The organism is Desulfitobacterium hafniense DCB-2, from assembly GCF_000021925.1.
In the GTDB taxonomy this organism is placed as follows: Bacteria; Bacillota; Desulfitobacteriia; order Desulfitobacteriales; family Desulfitobacteriaceae; genus Desulfitobacterium; species Desulfitobacterium hafniense.
In genome coordinates this window covers 4,652,829-4,668,256 of the sequence record NC_011830.1, presented here as the reverse complement: position 1 = coordinate 4,668,256, position 15,428 = coordinate 4,652,829, and the positions used below count along the sequence as shown (strand labels likewise).

14 protein-coding genes and 3 tRNA genes are annotated in these 15,428 nt (G+C 45.9%); 15 read left to right on the top strand and 2 right to left on the bottom strand.

Annotated elements, in window-relative coordinates:
- Positions 1-558, top strand: a complete 558-nt coding sequence (locus tag DHAF_RS21975) for a Fe-S-containing hydro-lyase (RefSeq protein WP_015945199.1) — start codon at positions 1-3, stop codon at positions 556-558.
- A gap of 94 nt (positions 559-652) precedes the next feature.
- On the opposite strand, the gene DHAF_RS21970 is transcribed toward DHAF_RS21975, so the two are convergent.
- Entirely contained in the window at positions 653-1,408 is a 756-nt protein-coding gene (locus DHAF_RS21970; protein WP_015945198.1) for a formate dehydrogenase subunit gamma, read from the bottom strand.
- Positions 1,389-2,459, bottom strand: coding sequence for a 4Fe-4S dicluster domain-containing protein (locus DHAF_RS21965; protein ID WP_015945197.1), 1,071 nt, complete (start codon positions 2,457-2,459; stop codon positions 1,389-1,391). Before DHAF_RS21965 ends, DHAF_RS21970 begins: the two co-directional genes overlap by 20 nt.
- A gap of 781 nt (positions 2,460-3,240) precedes the next feature.
- Between DHAF_RS21965 and DHAF_RS21960 the strand changes: the two genes are divergently transcribed.
- The 14 genes from DHAF_RS21960 (at position 3,241) to DHAF_RS21895 (ending at position 15,425) form a co-directional block, all read left to right on the top strand.
- Positions 3,241-4,488 carry a globin-coupled sensor protein gene (locus tag DHAF_RS21960; RefSeq protein ID WP_005816927.1) on the top strand — a complete coding sequence of 416 codons (1,248 nt, stop codon included), beginning with the start codon at positions 3,241-3,243 and terminating at the stop codon, positions 4,486-4,488.
- A gap of 68 nt (positions 4,489-4,556) precedes the next feature.
- On the top strand, positions 4,557-5,780 hold the full coding sequence (locus DHAF_RS21955) for an HD-GYP domain-containing protein (RefSeq protein ID WP_015945196.1): 1,224 nt from the start codon (positions 4,557-4,559) through the stop codon (positions 5,778-5,780).
- Between the two features lie 138 nt (positions 5,781-5,918).
- On the top strand, positions 5,919-6,605 hold the full coding sequence (locus DHAF_RS21950; protein ID WP_005816924.1) for an O-methyltransferase: 687 nt from the start codon (positions 5,919-5,921) through the stop codon (positions 6,603-6,605).
- A 110-nt stretch (positions 6,606-6,715) separates the two neighbouring features.
- The gene (locus DHAF_RS21945) at positions 6,716-7,600 is read left to right on the top strand and encodes an alanyl-tRNA editing protein (protein WP_005816923.1); all 885 of its coding nucleotides are present in this window, start codon (positions 6,716-6,718) and stop codon (positions 7,598-7,600) included.
- Between the two features lie 104 nt (positions 7,601-7,704).
- The gene (gene rph / locus DHAF_RS21940) at positions 7,705-8,448 is read left to right on the top strand and encodes a ribonuclease PH (protein ID WP_015945194.1); all 744 of its coding nucleotides are present in this window, start codon (positions 7,705-7,707) and stop codon (positions 8,446-8,448) included.
- 14 nt (positions 8,449-8,462) lie between these two features.
- A complete protein-coding gene (locus tag DHAF_RS21935) occupies positions 8,463-9,071 on the top strand; it encodes an XTP/dITP diphosphatase (RefSeq protein ID WP_026198757.1) in 609 nt (202 codons plus the stop codon).
- Positions 9,072-9,141: 70 nt separating this feature from the next.
- Positions 9,142-9,218, top strand: a tRNA-Pro gene (locus tag DHAF_RS21930).
- Between the two features lie 52 nt (positions 9,219-9,270).
- Positions 9,271-9,347 (top strand) — tRNA-Arg (locus tag DHAF_RS21925).
- A 15-nt stretch (positions 9,348-9,362) separates the two neighbouring features.
- Positions 9,363-9,438 (top strand) — tRNA-His (locus DHAF_RS21920).
- Between the two features lie 367 nt (positions 9,439-9,805).
- A complete protein-coding gene (locus tag DHAF_RS21915; RefSeq protein ID WP_015945192.1) occupies positions 9,806-10,492 on the top strand; it encodes a DUF3800 domain-containing protein in 687 nt (228 codons plus the stop codon).
- Positions 10,493-10,991: 499 nt separating this feature from the next.
- Entirely contained in the window at positions 10,992-11,765 is a 774-nt protein-coding gene (locus DHAF_RS21910) for an IclR family transcriptional regulator (protein ID WP_015945191.1), read from the top strand.
- 224 nt (positions 11,766-11,989) lie between these two features.
- A complete protein-coding gene (locus tag DHAF_RS21905; RefSeq protein ID WP_005816917.1) occupies positions 11,990-12,628 on the top strand; it encodes a hypothetical protein in 639 nt (212 codons plus the stop codon).
- Between the two features lie 206 nt (positions 12,629-12,834).
- A complete protein-coding gene (locus tag DHAF_RS21900) occupies positions 12,835-14,079 on the top strand; it encodes a (Fe-S)-binding protein (protein WP_011460927.1) in 1,245 nt (414 codons plus the stop codon).
- A gap of 53 nt (positions 14,080-14,132) precedes the next feature.
- Positions 14,133-15,425, top strand: coding sequence for an FAD-binding oxidoreductase (locus DHAF_RS21895; protein WP_015945190.1), 1,293 nt, complete (start codon positions 14,133-14,135; stop codon positions 15,423-15,425).
- Positions 15,426-15,428: the final 3 nt, after the last annotated feature.

Here is a 15,428-nt window from a genome sequence, read left to right as displayed (position 1 = left end):
ATGAGTGAAACATTTCGTCTGGAACTTCCCCTGACCCAGGACAAAGTGGCTCATCTCAAAGCGGGGGATAGTCTGCTGCTTAGCGGCGTGATCTATACCGGCCGTGACGCCGCCCATAAAAAGATGGTGGAGGCTTTATCCCGGGGGGAGGAGCTTCCCTTTGATGTACACAATCAGGTGATCTACTTTGTGGGTCCCACCCCGCCTAAACCGGGTCAGGTTATCGGCTCAGCGGGCCCCACCACCAGTGGCCGGATGGATGCTTATTCCCCTATGCTGATTGAACGGGGGCTGACCGGCATGATTGGCAAAGGATTGCGCTCTGAAGAAGTGATCAGTGCCATGAAGAAGCATGGCGCGGTTTATTTCGGAGCCATCGGAGGTTCCGGAGCGCTGTTGGCGAAGCGGATTATTTCAGCAGAGGTTATCGCTTATCCGGAACTGGGACCGGAAGCCATCCGCAGGCTGGAGGTCAAGGATTTCCCGGTGATGGTGGTCATTGATAAGCATGGCAATAACCTTTACGAGTCAGGAAAGGCCCAGTATCGGCAAGAGTAAGTTCATTTTAAGCAGAAGGCCCCGGGATTCGTTCCCGGGGCCTTCTGCTTAACCATATTCTTGGCCGGCGTCCTTCGCGGCATAGGGATCAAGATTAACAACCTGGATGGCCGGTTTCATTCCTGCTCTGTTCCCTATCGTGATGTTCCTCGTCCGTGAAAAACGGGACCTGTCCCTTTGATTCAGGCTTTTTGCACCACAGGACATGGCGGTGTTCCGCGTAGTTGCGGTCAATGTAGCCTGTGAACATGCCGGGGAGAAGGGCGCGGTTTTCCTTAAATATAAAGGCTGCCAGATGACCGATGATGCCGAGGATCAGCAATACGGTGCCAATATTATGCAGCATAGTGGTCCAGAAAAGAAGCGAATAGGGCAGCTCCACACCGGGGAGGTTTTTATACATTTTGATTAAGCCGGTAATGATGAGCAGGAGCACATTAAAGCCAATATAGAAATAGGCTAATCTTTGTTCAGCCAGGTATTTTCCGCAAGGGGGTTCTTTGCATTTCGTGATCATGGCTTTAATGATCAAATAGGATTCTTTGAAGTCACCGCGGCGGGGAAAGATATCAAATTCTTTGCGAATAAAGGCATTAATAATGTGGTAAAAGACGACAAAAATCAGGAGAACAGCCGCCAGGTAGTGAAGGTTAATGGTGATGAAGTAGTCCCCCAGCCATTCCGATCCAGGGAGCTTCGTGACATTATAGCGGTTATAGAGAGGCATTTGACCAAAGCCTGTCAAAATCAGCAGGAAGATGGCAAAAGCAGTCGTCCAGTGAACGAAACGGTTAACCAAGTTTTGCCTCAAGAGTTTTTCTCTTTTTGACTTAGGGGTTGTTGTGGTCATGTTCTTCCTCCTCTCCTGGGTTGACAGGGTTGGGGGATGTGCCGTTGCTTTGATCACCTTTCAAAGTGCGATAGGCAGTGATACCGGCCGCGGCGGCTCCGGCAAAGGGTGCCAGGAGTGCGCTGTAGAATAAGCCCTTTTCGCTTTCAAGATAATTATCCACTTTAACGGGCATACCTGGCCGGCCGGGAGAATTATCTTCCTTTTGTTTTTTATCAGCCTTTATAGCCTGGTCAATTTTTTCGAAGGGAACGCTGGAAATGTAGAGAGTGGAGGTTCCTCCATTCTCCAGATCGCCATACACATAGCCGCCCATATCCTGGGCTTTCTTGCGGGCCAGGGCTTGAATCTCCTCACGGGGGCCAATGGTCAGGGCTTCCCGGGGACAGGCCTGGATGCAGGCTGGTTTCTTGCCTACGGCTAAAAGGTCGCTGCAGAGATCACATTTATACATGACCCCGCCCCCTGCTAAATCGGGAGCAATCTGGAGGTATAATCCCACTCCCGCCTGGCGTTGGGGGATACCCCAGGGGCAGACGTCACGGCATTTTGCTCCCCCGAAACAAACTTCATCATCAATGGAAACAGCCCCGGTGCTCTCTTTGGAAATAGCGCTGAAAGGGCAAAGTTTCAGGCAGGTTGGGTTGTCGCAATGCATACAGCGCCTGGGCACGTGGATCTCGTGTTGGAGGCCGTTATGCTCGACCTTGACTTTATCGACGAAAGTCCAGTTGTAGGGAGTGAGGCGGGTAGTAAGTTCTCTCTTGTCAGACCAATCCTCCACCTTTTTTTGAGGCCAATAATACTTGAGGGGTTTTTGCGGTTCCGGGAATCGGCTTTGATTGTGTTGGCGGCAGGCGGCTACGCAAAGTGGAGTCGGGCTGTTTGGACAGCCGTCACATCGGGTTAAGTCGATTAAGGTGCCAAGCTTTTCCCCGCGCTGCTCAGCGGCTTTAACCGGATCGCTTAGTCCGGTCGCCGTCAATGCTCCCAGCAAGCCGGCTGCGGTAGCCCGCTTGAGAAAAGTACGGCGGGAGAAGTTGTTGTTCATACGGATACCCCCTATAGGTATAATAAGCGTTAGTTATTTTTTATCATATTTCAGGCAATATTACAAGAAGAAAATTTAAAAACTACCTGTCGTAAAAAAGTCATAAATCTAGATGATCTGCCATAAATATACATCAGTTGTGGAAATATTTGTTCCTTAACAGGTGAAAATGACACCATATTCTATGTGAAATTTCCCCGCAAATTTTAAAGAATTCGGCCAAATTCTCTCATTTATTCACGAAAACTGTTCACGAAAACTTCACACTTTCTTAAGAAGAAGTTAAGAAATATTTGCTATACTTTGGTTATTGAACTCTGGGCAAATCAGGCTTGGGAGTGACCGGAATGAGAGGAGATGGCTGGTTTGAATGTCTGCCCAATGTGTAATTCGCGAGAGATTGGTAAAATAAATCGGGGAAGATTTTTTTGCGGTGAATGTTGTCATGAATGGACTGTTGAGACTGAAGGACATATAACGGTATATAGAATCACCAGCGACGGGACTATAGTACGCTTGCGTAAAGGGAATAACCCGGCTAATCTGTCAACAGCAGCAAGCTGATTAAGGTTCTTTTTTCTTTAGATTAGCATTACTGTTATTGATAAATTGCAATAACAATCCTTTAGGAAAAAATCCTGTAGACTAGATATTCTGCAGGATTTTTGTTTTATGAACAGAATGTTATATACGTGCAGCAGTGAATTGCTCACACTGAAGAAGTAAGGTATATAAATGTTATAAAATAAAAGGAAATTTAGAGTGAAGAGGGGAAGCCGGCATGATTAACCTCCATCAATTTGACCTGAATGAGTCTATAAAGCTTTTAAAATTAGAGCAGGACCAATTGCTGCTGCTGAAAGAATTTAAGCCTGTTATGGAGCAGGATGTGGATCAAATCGTTGATCAGTTCTATGCTCATATTACGAAGATTTCTCAACTGAACGGGATAATCAAGGAGTTTTCTTCTGTAGAGCGGCTCAGAGGTTTGCAGAGAAATTATCTACTCTCGATTTTTCCCGATGTCATCGACGAAGGGTATATTATGAGCCGGATCAGGATTGGGGATGTACATAAGCGTATTAATCTGCCGCCCTTTGTTTATTTAAGCTCTTATCAAACCTTCTTTGACTTGATTTTGCCAAGAATTTTTGCCCATTATCGAAAGAAGCCGGAGCAGGCTTTGCGGTTAAGCCTTGCCGTACTGCGGATCTTCAGCTTTGATCAGCAAGTGGTGATGGCCAGTTATATCCAGTCCTATATAGCGGATCTTGATAAGAAAGAGGAGCTGGAAAAAGCCTACGAGGAGATTGACGTTTTGCAGCACCGGGTCAGTGAAGCCAGCCAGGCCCTGGCAGCGACTTCGGAACAGACCGCTGCTTCGGCGGCTCAGATGCATGAGGCGACTGAGCTCATCTCGCAAAATGCCGGTGATGCGGCAGATTTTTCTCGTAAAGTGGATAACCTGGCTCAGGAAGGGGCCCAGAAGATTCAACAGATTTCCGAGCGTATCTTAGGGCTGGCAGGGATGTCGGAAAAAATGCAGGAAAAGATGGCGGAGCTTGATCGCAGTTCGGCCCGGATCGCCAATATTACAGATGTCATTAAAGAAATCGCTTCCCAAACCAACCTCTTGGCCCTTAATGCGGCCATTGAAGCCGCCCGGGCCGGGGAGTCCGGCAGAGGGTTTGGGGTGGTGGCGGAGGAAGTGAAGAAACTCGCCAATAATTCTGAGCAATCGGTTAAGGAAATCAGCACTATGATTGCAGTAACCCGGCAAAATACCACGGCCGTGAGCAAGGTGATTGAAGATACGACCAAGGCGATGCATGAAGCGGCATCTGAAGCGCAGGAAGTGGTCGCCCGCTTTGGGGACATTATGAGCGCTATTCAATCCAGTATTCAGCAGGTTCGTGAGATCGCTACCCAGATCGACGCTCTGACCATGACGGCCGGCCAGATTGGGGCTGCTTCCGAAGATGTGGCCAATTCAGCAACATCACTGGCCCAGATGGGATTAAGGGAGTAAGTGAGCATGGGACTAAACTTAAACAATGGTGAAGCATGGAAGCGCTTAGTTTGAGAAAGAGGGATAGTGTGCGATCAGAGGCATCTTATATACGCAGGATGTGGAATTTTTCTAAAGCATTGGATCTTGCCTTGATTGACGAGGAGGTTAAAAAAGGGTTACATGTCCCTTTTGGTTTAAGGCATGGGGAAAGGGTCGGCTATATTTCTCTAAAGATGGGGATTGCTTTGGGGTTGCCCCACAAAGAGCTGATCCAACTTCTCATTGCGGGTTTACTGCATGATATAGGTGCTGTGGGAGGGTTTCATAAATTTCATGGTACTCCTTTTTGGATGAAGGAACATACCCTTTTAGGGGCGGAAATTGTCCATCGTTTTCCGGATGGGGAAGTGCTGTCCGAGATTGTCCGCCACCATCATGAAGCTCCTCATCCGAACTATGGTGTGTTGAGGATTGAACCAGCTCAGGTCAGTATTAAGGCCAGGATTATTTCTCTTGCGGATAAGGTGGATGTAAACTTAAGCCGTAAAGTGTTGAGCCGTGTGGAGCGCGAAAAGTTAATCCAATGGATCAAAGACCATGAAGGAAAACAGTTTTATCCGGAAGTTATTCCGGCCTTTATCCAAGTGGCGGCTACGGAGGCCTTTTGGCTTGATCTGGAACATCAAGATCTGATGAAGATCTCCCTGGCTCTTCTTTTTGACGAAGAGGATGTTCAACCAGCACCTAAAGTATGCGATCAAGAGACCGGTGTCCTGGCTTCTACCTTTGCGGATTTGATTGACCAAAAGAGTTCGTTCACAGCCCGCCATTCCCGCTCGGTGGCCGACACGGCCCAAAAACTGGCGGAAGATCTTGGCTGGGAAAAGCAGGACACCAGGGAAATCTGGGTGGCAGGTATGGTTCATGATTTGGGAAAACTGGCCATACCGAAGAAAATACTTGATAAGCCGGGGCCTTTGGATTCTGATGAGGTTGAGATGATCAGGACCCATACCTATCATACCTATCATCTTTTGGCGGGGGCCGGTTTCCCTCAGCGTGTGACCCAATGGGCTGCTTACCATCATGAACGTTTGGACGGGAAGGGCTATCCTTTTGGCATTGGTGCCGATGGATTGGACACGGGTGCCCGCCTGATGGCTATAGCGGATATGTTTGCAGCTTTAACTGAGGATCGGCCTTATCGGAAGGCGCTTAGCCCAGGTGAAGCCCTCGCTATTATTCAACGCGGGGCTGGGACTGCAATGGATCCGGTCCTCGTAGAGCATGCACGCAAAATATTGACTTAAAATCAGTGGGGCAAGGTACGGCAAACCTTGTCCTGTTTTTATGGGCAAAGAAGGCTTTGATTATGAATTGTTATTTTAATAAATCCGGGTTATGATACCCATTGAGGAGAATTAACTGCTGGAAATGTAAGGAATTAGGTGTCACAGAGTACTGGTGCTGAAGAAGGTGTCAATGTGTTTTATTCTTTTGAGTTAGAGCAATATCTCGGTGAGCTGTTGCCCAGACGAGATGATTTGTTTCTGGAGATGGAAGAACAGGCGCTCAGGGAGACGATTCCGGTGGTAACTCCCCCTGTGGGAAATTATTTGTCCTGGCTGGTTAAGGTTAGCGGTGCATCCCGAATTCTTGAAGTGGGAACGGCCATCGGCTATTCTACTCTGTGGCTGGCTAAGGGCTTGGCAGGGCGGGCAGGAAAGATTGTCACTCTGGATCTGAATGTGGATCGGGCCACTCGGGCGATCGAGTATTTTAAGCGCGGAGGGGTGGCGGAGAAGATTCAGGTGGTCATGGGAGATGCACGAAGAATTCTGCCGGATTTTCCCCGGGGCGAATTTGATTTTATTTTTGTGGACGCGGCCAAAGGGGAATATCTCGATTATTTAGAGCTGGTAACTCCTTTGCTGGGTGATGGGGGGATTATGGTCGTAGATAATGTCTTGTTTCGGGGCTGGGTGGTGCCCGGCTCCGAGTATGAGCCGAAATATGAGCGTATGGTCAGCCGCTTGCGGGAATTTCTAAAGCTGCTGACCGAGAACCCGGAGCTGCAGACCAGCATTCTTCCTTTAGGCGATGGTCTCGCTGTGAGTATTCGCAAATGTTCTTAACCCAAAAACTTTGCTTTTCAAATGCCCGTTTCCTGTCTACAATAGAAGGTAAGCACTGGTCTTGAGGGGTGGTGGCAAAGATTTCTAAACTTTTTGTCCATGACCATTTAATGCAGGCAGTATATTTTGCTCCACGGGGGAAAAAGCGTTTGCTTTTTTTGGGAATGAACCTTCAGCAGAGGTATCTTAGCTCTGATGATCATTTGATTGGTTTTCTCGGTGATGCAGGGGCGGGAAAGTCTGTGCTCATTCGCGGTATGTTTCCTGGTTTGGAATTGACCAATGATGATCAGGGGATCAATATACGGCCCCTCCCTTTGATGGACGATGCGGAACGCGGCCATTTTCGCGCTCATACTTACCATTTGGATGTGCGGTTTGAATCAGCTTTTACTCAGTCCTGGAGATTAGCCGAGTCTATCAAGGCCGCCCTCAGCAAGGGGCGCCGGGTGGTTGTGGAACATTTTGATTTAATCTATCCTTTTTTAGGTATTAATGCAGAGATGCTTGTTGGGGTGGGGGAAGAGGTGATTGTAACCCGTCCCACGGTCTTTGGTCCGGAACCCGAAAGTATAGCAGACATTGTCTTTGAATCGATCAAATATCGGCGCATGGCTCACAGTGCTGAAGATATTACTTCAATGATTCTTGAGGAAATGGGTTTGGAGCGTCCTGAGGTTCATAGTGATATTAAGCATGGATTTGTCTTGGAGTTTCCCGAAAAACCGGACATCGATTTGGATATTGTGGAACAACGGGTGTTGGAGCTGATTGACGCGGATTGGCCCATTAGTTTTTCCGATGATGAGCATATACGGGTAGGTGAGATGCTCTACCCTTGTACAGGCCCGCGGATCCATATTAAGAGAACATCGGAGATTAAGGGATTTCACTTGCTTAAAGAATTCCGTTTTGATCCGGTGGAACGTCTCTATACCATAGCCGGAATCGTCGGAGAGGCAGAAGGCCCTAACCGTTCCCTCCTGACTTTATGAATTGAATCAGCGAATTTCTGATAAAATAGACTAGGATTTACCATGGGTTGCATAATAGGTTAAAGCCATGGTGCCGGATAACAAATGAAAAGAGGATAACTGTAATGAAGCGTTTTGATGGCCGTGAGGCCTTTGAACTAAGACCGGTTAAGCTGACCCGGGGATTTACCAATATTCCTGAGGGCTCTGTGCTTATCGAGGTTGGTCAGACAAGAGTGATTTGTACTGCTACCGTGGAAGAGAAGGTACCGCTCTTTAAAAAAGGCACAGGTTCAGGCTGGGTTACAGCAGAATATTCCATGCTTCCCCGAGCGACTCAGACCCGGAATCCCCGTGAGTCCAGCAAGGGTAAACTGACGGGCCGGACCATGGAGATTCAGCGTTTAATCGGGAGAGCTTTGCGCTCGGTAGTGGACCTTAAAAAACTCGGAGAAAGAACCATCTGGCTGGATTGTGATGTGATTCAGGCTGATGGGGGGACCCGGACCGCTTCCATTACCGGAGCCTATGTGGCTTTAGTGGATGCGGTCAATCACCTGTTGGCCAAAGGGCTGATCAAAGAAAACCCTATTCTCGACTCTCTGGCCGCAGTTTCGGTAGGAAAAGTCGATGGTATGGCCCTCCTGGATCTTGCCTATGAAGAAGACTCCAAAGCGGAAGTTGATATGAATGTGGTGATGACCGGGCAGGGGAAATTTGTGGAGATTCAAGGAACGGCTGAGGATATTCCTTTTGGCCGGGAGGAATTGGATCAATTTTTGGAGTTGGCTGAGAAGGGTATTCAAGAACTTATGGGAATGCAAAAGGCTGCTGCGCAAGTGGGGACCGGCCCTTTGTCTCAAAATTGAAAGCGGGTTGTTTTATGAAGGTTTTGCTGGCGACACAAAATAAGGGGAAAGTCAAGGAGCTTCAGGATCTTCTTTTGGTCGAAGATATTGAGGTGCTTTCTTTAGGAGATCTGGGTGAGTGGGAAGATGTTGAGGAAACGGGGGCGACCTTTGCGGAGAATGCGGCCATGAAGGCAAGAATTGCGGCCCAGCGTACAGGACTGGTATCTCTTGCCGATGATTCCGGTTTGGAAGTGGATGCTCTCCAAGGGGCACCGGGAGTCTATTCGGCCCGTTATGCCGGAGAGCCAAAGGATGATGACAAAAATAATGATAAGCTTCTTCAAGAATTGGAAGGGGTGCCGGAAGAACAAAGGACGGGGCGGTTTCGCTGTGCTTTGGTTATTGCCTGCCCCACTGGGGAAGAGTATTTGACAGAGGGAACGGTGGAAGGGCGCATTCTTAATGAGCGTCGTGGCAAAGAAGGGTTTGGCTATGATCCGCTCTTTTATTTGCCCGATTTTGGCCGAACCATGGCTCAGCTGAATCTAAGCCAAAAGAATAAAATCAGTCACCGGGCTCAGGCATTCCGCCAGGCTGTTCCCATACTTAAAGAGCTTGCCCAGCGGGATGAAGACGCTTAATAGTTTAAAAACTTTAAAAAACGCTTGACTCTGGTGAACGAATCGGATAGAATAATCATTGTCACGAAAACGGGGTATAGCGCAGTTTGGTAGCGCGCCTGCCTTGGGAGCAGGAGGCCGGGGGTTCAAATCCCTCTGCCCCGACCATTTTTATTGTGTCCGAAGTTCTCAGGTCAAGCGGAGAGTATCCCATTGTTGGGCGCCTGTAGCTCAGTTGGATAGAGCATCTGCCTTCTAAGCAGGTTGTCGGGAGTTCGAATCTCTCCAGGCGCACCATTTAAATTTAACATGGTGGTTGTGGCGAAGTGGTTAACGCACCGGATTGTGGCTCCGGCACTCGGGGGTTCAAGTCCCCTCATCCACCCCATTACGACAAAGCAGCGTCAGGAATAGCTTCCTGACGTTTTTCTTTTTAAGTATCGGGAGTGAATATGTGGTGAGTCCGGCATGGTGATATAATCAGAGTCCGGCACGGTGGGGGTATTCCAGAATTACGCAGTTGAAATCTTTCTTATGGTTCTCTTGGCCAGAGAAAATAAGGGAGGTTTTAGAAAACTGTTAACCTTTTGAAGGGGATTCAATAATTCTAGAGGCGTATGTTTATAAAACTCTTTAGAATAATCCTAGAATGAAGTTTGTCGACAATTTTTAATAATCCTGACTAATTGATATGTAATTATAAAATTCCGACAATTGGTGTTATAATAGGTACATGAATTTCTGGAGGATTCCGAATGAATATTTATATTGATGAATCTGGGAGTATGACCCATGAAACAATATTGCCTCAGAATAGATACTTTACCATGGCTTTAATCTTAACTCAGGAGCCAGACAAGCTAAGAAGAGTGTACAAAAGATTTGTACAGAAATATTTAAAAGAGTTAAAAGATGGCAATAGTGATAATAAAATGTTTACTGGAGAGAACTTCCTGGAATTAAAAGGTTCGGCTTTTACCCCGAAAATGAAAAAGAATTTTGTAGACTTTATTTGTAAAAATAATCTCTTTCAGATATTATATATCAAAATTGATAATACACAAGCGACAGCTAACCTTTATAAGAACAAGGCAAGAGCCTTTAATTATATATTGAAGTTGGCTATTGAGTTTCTATATAATCGAGAAATACTTACTGATCGAAATTTAACTTTAAACCTTGATGAAAGAAACGTAAAAACTGAAGCAAGGCATCAATTAAAGGAGCACCTATGCACAGAATTTTCTACTGGAAGAAATATTGTTGATGAGGTCCAGGTTGAGTATTTCGACTCTTGTAATAATAAACTTATACAGTTAGCAGACGTTTTTTCGAATATACTTTATTCCAATCTTTTAACCTCTGGGAAGTATGATGCAGAAATTAAATCTATGGCTGATAATGGATATTTAGTAGGTGTATTTAAATTTCCGCCGGTATGAATTTCATGGTATATTGTGAATACTATTATATAGTAGCATCAACAATAAGTCCTATGGTATGCCTTTATCAGGGTCTGCGCTCAATGAGTGTCATTCATAGGCGATTGGTGCTACAAAATTTTATTGACTTTTATTATTTTATATTATAAAATTCAAAGTAAGTTAACAGTAAGTCCCGAGTACACGCCGTTGTCTTGGTAAGTGGTATGTGTTATCATCGTGTTCGGGCAATTAACTGAGCTAGTTATGAAGATCCTTGATTTATTCTAGGGTCTTTTTTCATTGGAAATTATAAGAGTTAGTAGTTCAAGTCCCCTCATCCACCCCATATGAGTATTCAGCACTGGAGGAATCCAGTGCTTTTTGTATGAAAATTATACATTTAGGCACATTCATGACTTGACTTCAGTTTTTAAAAAAGTCATACTAGGCAATAGGTAGTAGTTCGAAACAGAGTTTCGGTTGATGAAACTTTAGCAGCCGATTGGAGGATTTTGCAGTGGCAGAAAAATATGTACAAACCTTAGAACGTTCGTTGGATATACTTGAAGTTTTGGCCCACACTGAGGAGCCTTTAGGGGTTACCGAAATCGGTAACCGAATCAGTCTTCATAAAAGTACGGTGCACCGGATTTTGCAGACCCTGTGTTATCGTGGATATGTGGAAAAAGAAAAAAACAGTGAGCGCTATAAATTGGGAATTAAAATAGTGGAACTGGGAATTCGCTTCTTTAATGATCTGGAGATACGCATAGTGGCTGGACCTATCCTGGAGGATTTAGCGAAGTCACTGGATGAAGTGGTTCACTTAGTCCTTCATGATGATGGTGAAGTAGTCTATATTGACAAAAGGGAAAGCTCCCATGTGGTAAGTATGCGTTCCAAAGTTGGACGCAGAGCCCCTATGCATTGCACTGCGGTAGGGAAAGCTCTCCTTTCGACAATGCCTGAGGAAGAAGTCATGAGAATTCTGGAGACCAAGGGAATGCCTGGCTATACGCCCAATACCCTGATAGAGCCGGCGAAGCTCTTGGAAAACCTGGATGAAATCCGCAATACCCAGATTTCGGTTGAGTTTGAGGAAAATGAAATTGGGATTATCTGCCTGGGTACACCTGTCTATGATTTTTCCGGACGGGCTATTGGGGCTATCAGTGTCTCCGGTCCGGCAGCGAGGATAAGAGAAAAAGGCATCGAGCATATAGGACAGGAACTGAAGCGCAGCGGGGAAATTATTTCTGCTAAGTTAGGATATAGCTATTTTAAACGGTAGAATGTTAAAATGTTTAGAAAATTTTATTCTTGACGTTTAAGGCCAGAGATGATAATATAGCCACAAGAAATATTGAAACTCCGTTTTAAAGAACGGAACAAATTCAATATTTCTTCCCCACCATTATTTTCTATACCCATTTTCTTTTTTTTAAAGAAAATGTGAAACGCAGTTTTATAATGTGGGACAAAAAAGAAAGAGAATAAAAAGAGGAGAGTGACGGAATGAGCGCCATGAGATTACCTTTAACAAACTACAACCCTGTAAAACTATGTCAAGGATGTTTCCAACACGACGAGACTAAGGTAGCGGCACAGATTCTGTCCTACCAGCTTGCTTATCACTTGCTGAAGCGTTATTCGGGAACTTGGCAGGTTAAGAAAGATGAGATTCTCCTTCAATTAGAAGGTACGGCTCACCCCATGCATTTTGAGCTGAATACAGGTGTCTTGAGATATAAAACCATCCGGACATCCATTGTTTCGAGGTACAGCGTGGAGCGTGGCCTCAATGAATTGGCTGAAGAAATCAGCAAGGATTTTGCTTTACCGGACAGCCGTGGTGAATTTCAAGATCCATTAATGGGCCTTTTTGTTAAATTGATTGAGATCTATCACGCTCGCTGTGGTCTGAGAATTGTCCAATGCGAAAAAGGACAGAGCCTTGCCGGTTGGGAATTAGCTTTGGGCGATGAAACCCTCCGTGGCTGGATTAGTTCCGACGGGGTAATGGAGAATCGTTTTGGAGAACGGTATAACCTCCAAGACTGGTTCGCTCTGCGCCCTGAAAAGATGGCGGCCTATGTCTTTGGATTCTATCGCTTCTGTAATAATTATCCATCGCCGATTAGACATATAAATTAGTAAATGATGTCAGATGACAAAAACGAGATCAGGATAGGCCTGTCTCGTTTTTTTTGTGAAGACCCTAAAAATTAATAAACATTTTCACAATGGGTTGAAAGAAAATATGGATGAGTTATAATAGTCTCAGTAACTTGAATTGTTACGCAATTTTAACTATTTGATTCGGTGGTCTGACCATCTAACAGTGAAGGGGGAAATTAAAAGTGGGGGTTTTAGCAGAAGTCTATGAAATGCTAAACACGTGTAACAGATGTGGTTTCTGCCATACTGCTTGTAAAACATACAAAGTGGATGGCGCTGAAACTATGGTTTCACGGGGAAGGGTCCAACTGATCAAAGCAGTCGCTGATGGTGTCATTGAGGCTGATGCAGATTATGAAGATTCCATCAACAGCTGCTTGCTTTGCGGAGAATGTGCAGTTGCTTGTCCAAGTGGTGTTAGTGCCAAAGAATTGGTCATGGCGGCCCGACGTGATCTGAAACTAAGACATGGTGTGAAACCTTTCGTTAAATCTTATGCGCTTAAGACCTTAGCAAACCCGAATAAGCTGGAACGAGCCTTTAAACTCTTTGGCGGTCTTGGTAAAAATGTCCTTAATAAAGTCGATGGCATGGATTATTTCCGCGGCGTGGATATTAAAGGCATGAATGTGGCAAAAGTCCCATTCTTAAACCAAGTTCCCGAAAGGATTCTCGTCGCTCAACCCAAGCATAAAGTTGCTTTTTATGTGGGTTGCTTCTTAAACTTTTCACTTGATGATACAGCTCACTCGGTAGTTAAAGTGTTAACTAAAAATGACTGTGAAGTCATTATTCCCAAAGAACAGGTCTGTTGCGGATTGCCTCAATACGCCTATGGAGACTTCGAGACCGCTAAAGTCAATGCCCGCAAGACCATTGACACCTTTATGGCTAAGGATGTGGAGGCCATTATTACCGCCTGCGGCTCCTGTGCGGCCATGCTTAAAGAGGATTATCTGAAACTCTTTGCCGATGATGCGGCGTATCTTCCCAGAGTAAAGAGCTTCTGTGCTAAAGTCAAAGAGTTCTCCGAGTATATGGCGGAAATCGGCGTTGATGAGAGCAAATTCCATAACTCTACTCCGGTCAAGGTAACTTATCACGATCCCTGTCATATGGTGCGGGGAATTAAAGTGACAGCACAGCCTCGTCAGATGTTAAAGAGCCTGCCGAGAGTAGAATATATCGAGATGTTTGAAGCCAACCGCTGCTGCGGAGCTTCCGGATTGGTTCAGGCATTCTACCATGAAATGTCCACCAAGGTTACCCGGGAGAAGGCCAAGAACATTCAAGACAGCGGAGCGGAAGTAGTGGCCACCAGCTGTCCTGCATGTATCATGAGATTGCAAGGCGGAGTCAGCATGGCCGGTCAAAAACAAAAAGTAATGCATGTGGCAGATTTGATGGCTAAAGCTTACGAGAACTAGAATCTTGAAGATGAGTCTGCTTCTAATGTAAATGAGTGGAAGGGCGGGTAGTCATGAGCAATACAATAAGTGAGTTAAAAGGGATTGTGGGCGATAATTACGTCTTGGACAATCCTGCCGATATGGCACAATATCTTAAGGGAGACGGTAAGCCGGTGGCTGTGGTCTTCCCCGGAGATGCCGAAGAAGTATCCAAAGTTGTTAAATATGCCAATGCACAACAGCTTAAGATATCAGTTGCCGGAGCGGTCGCTGATACAAAGGGCTTAGAGGGCGGAATTGCCCTGGTCATGAATCGCATGAATAAGATCCTCGAGATCGATAAGAAAAATTTCGTTGTCACGGTAGAGCCTGGTATGCTTCATCAGGATTTCATCCAAAAGCTGGAGGCTGACGGATATTTGTTCCCGGTAGAGCCCTATGCGGTGGATACCAGTTCCGTGGGCGGCTGCTTTGCCATCGGGGATTCAGATTCCAAATCCTTTAACTACGGACCGACAAGAACCTTTATGATGGGCTTTGAAATGGTTACGCCTACCGGTGAAATTATGTTTATCGGCAATAAATGTATTAAAAATGTTTCCGGTTATGACTTCATTCACTTCGCAGTGGGCAGCCAAGGCACCTTTGGTATCTTTACTAAAATTTTAATTAAGCTTTTACCCCAGCCGGCTGCCAAGAGAGCCATCGTGGCCCGGTTTGATTGTTTGCAAAAAGCCAATGCCACCTTCAGTACCTTGATTAAACGCCATATTCATCCCGATCGGATGAATCTCGTGAGCAAGGATCTGGCCCAGGAGATTCTTCCCGGAGAAGGACATCTGGTCCTCATCGACCTGGAAGGATTCAATAAATCCGGAACCAACTTAGCCAATGAAATCGCGTCTATCTTCACCTTAGGCGGCGGTAGCGATGTTGCGATCATCGAGGATAAAGAAGCTTATGAGAAAATTATTAGTGGCTGGCTTAAGGTTCGTCAAGGGCTGAACAACGCTCCGGATAATGTACTGGAATTTGCAGTGGGTCCCATGAAGATGTCTCAGGCTTTGGCTCAATTAAAAGCAATACAAGGGGAGCTGAACAGCGGAGTCGTAATAGAAGGGCTCTTGGGAGTTGCCCGTGTGGTTCTGCCCAAAGATGCCGATAAAATGGCTTTGGCCGCCAAAGTCAACAAAATGGCCATGTCCTTAGGCGGCAATGTTACCGGCCTCCTTGGTCATAAACTGATGTGTGACATGTTCAATGACGGGGAGATGTGGTCGGAAACCACCGGTCTCCTCAGTGAACTGCGCAGCAAATTCGACCCCAACGGGATTCTTAATCCAGGTGTAAGTCTGTTGGCTTAATAG

Bases quoted from the DNA above. Each gene is read 5' to 3' on its own strand.
- DHAF_RS21965 (WP_015945197.1), bottom strand. From the start codon at position 2,459: ATGAACAACAACTTCTCCCGCCGTACTTTTCTCAAGCGGGCTACCGCA.
- DHAF_RS21970 (WP_015945198.1), bottom strand. From the start codon at position 1,408: ATGACCACAACAACCCCTAAGTCAAAAAGAGAAAAACTCTTGAGGCAA.
- DHAF_RS21935 (WP_026198757.1), top strand. From the start codon at position 8,463: ATGAAGGTTTTGCTGGCGACACAAAATAAGGGGAAAGTCAAGGAGCTT.
- DHAF_RS21945 (WP_005816923.1), top strand. From the start codon at position 6,716: ATGCAGGCAGTATATTTTGCTCCACGGGGGAAAAAGCGTTTGCTTTTT.
- DHAF_RS21905 (WP_005816917.1), top strand. From the start codon at position 11,990: ATGAGCGCCATGAGATTACCTTTAACAAACTACAACCCTGTAAAACTA.
- DHAF_RS21915 (WP_015945192.1), top strand. From the start codon at position 9,806: ATGAATATTTATATTGATGAATCTGGGAGTATGACCCATGAAACAATA.
- DHAF_RS21975 (WP_015945199.1), top strand. From the start codon at position 1: ATGAGTGAAACATTTCGTCTGGAACTTCCCCTGACCCAGGACAAAGTG.
- DHAF_RS21960 (WP_005816927.1), top strand. From the start codon at position 3,241: ATGATTAACCTCCATCAATTTGACCTGAATGAGTCTATAAAGCTTTTA.
- DHAF_RS21895 (WP_015945190.1), top strand. From the start codon at position 14,133: ATGAGCAATACAATAAGTGAGTTAAAAGGGATTGTGGGCGATAATTAC.
- rph (WP_015945194.1), top strand. From the start codon at position 7,705: ATGAAGCGTTTTGATGGCCGTGAGGCCTTTGAACTAAGACCGGTTAAG.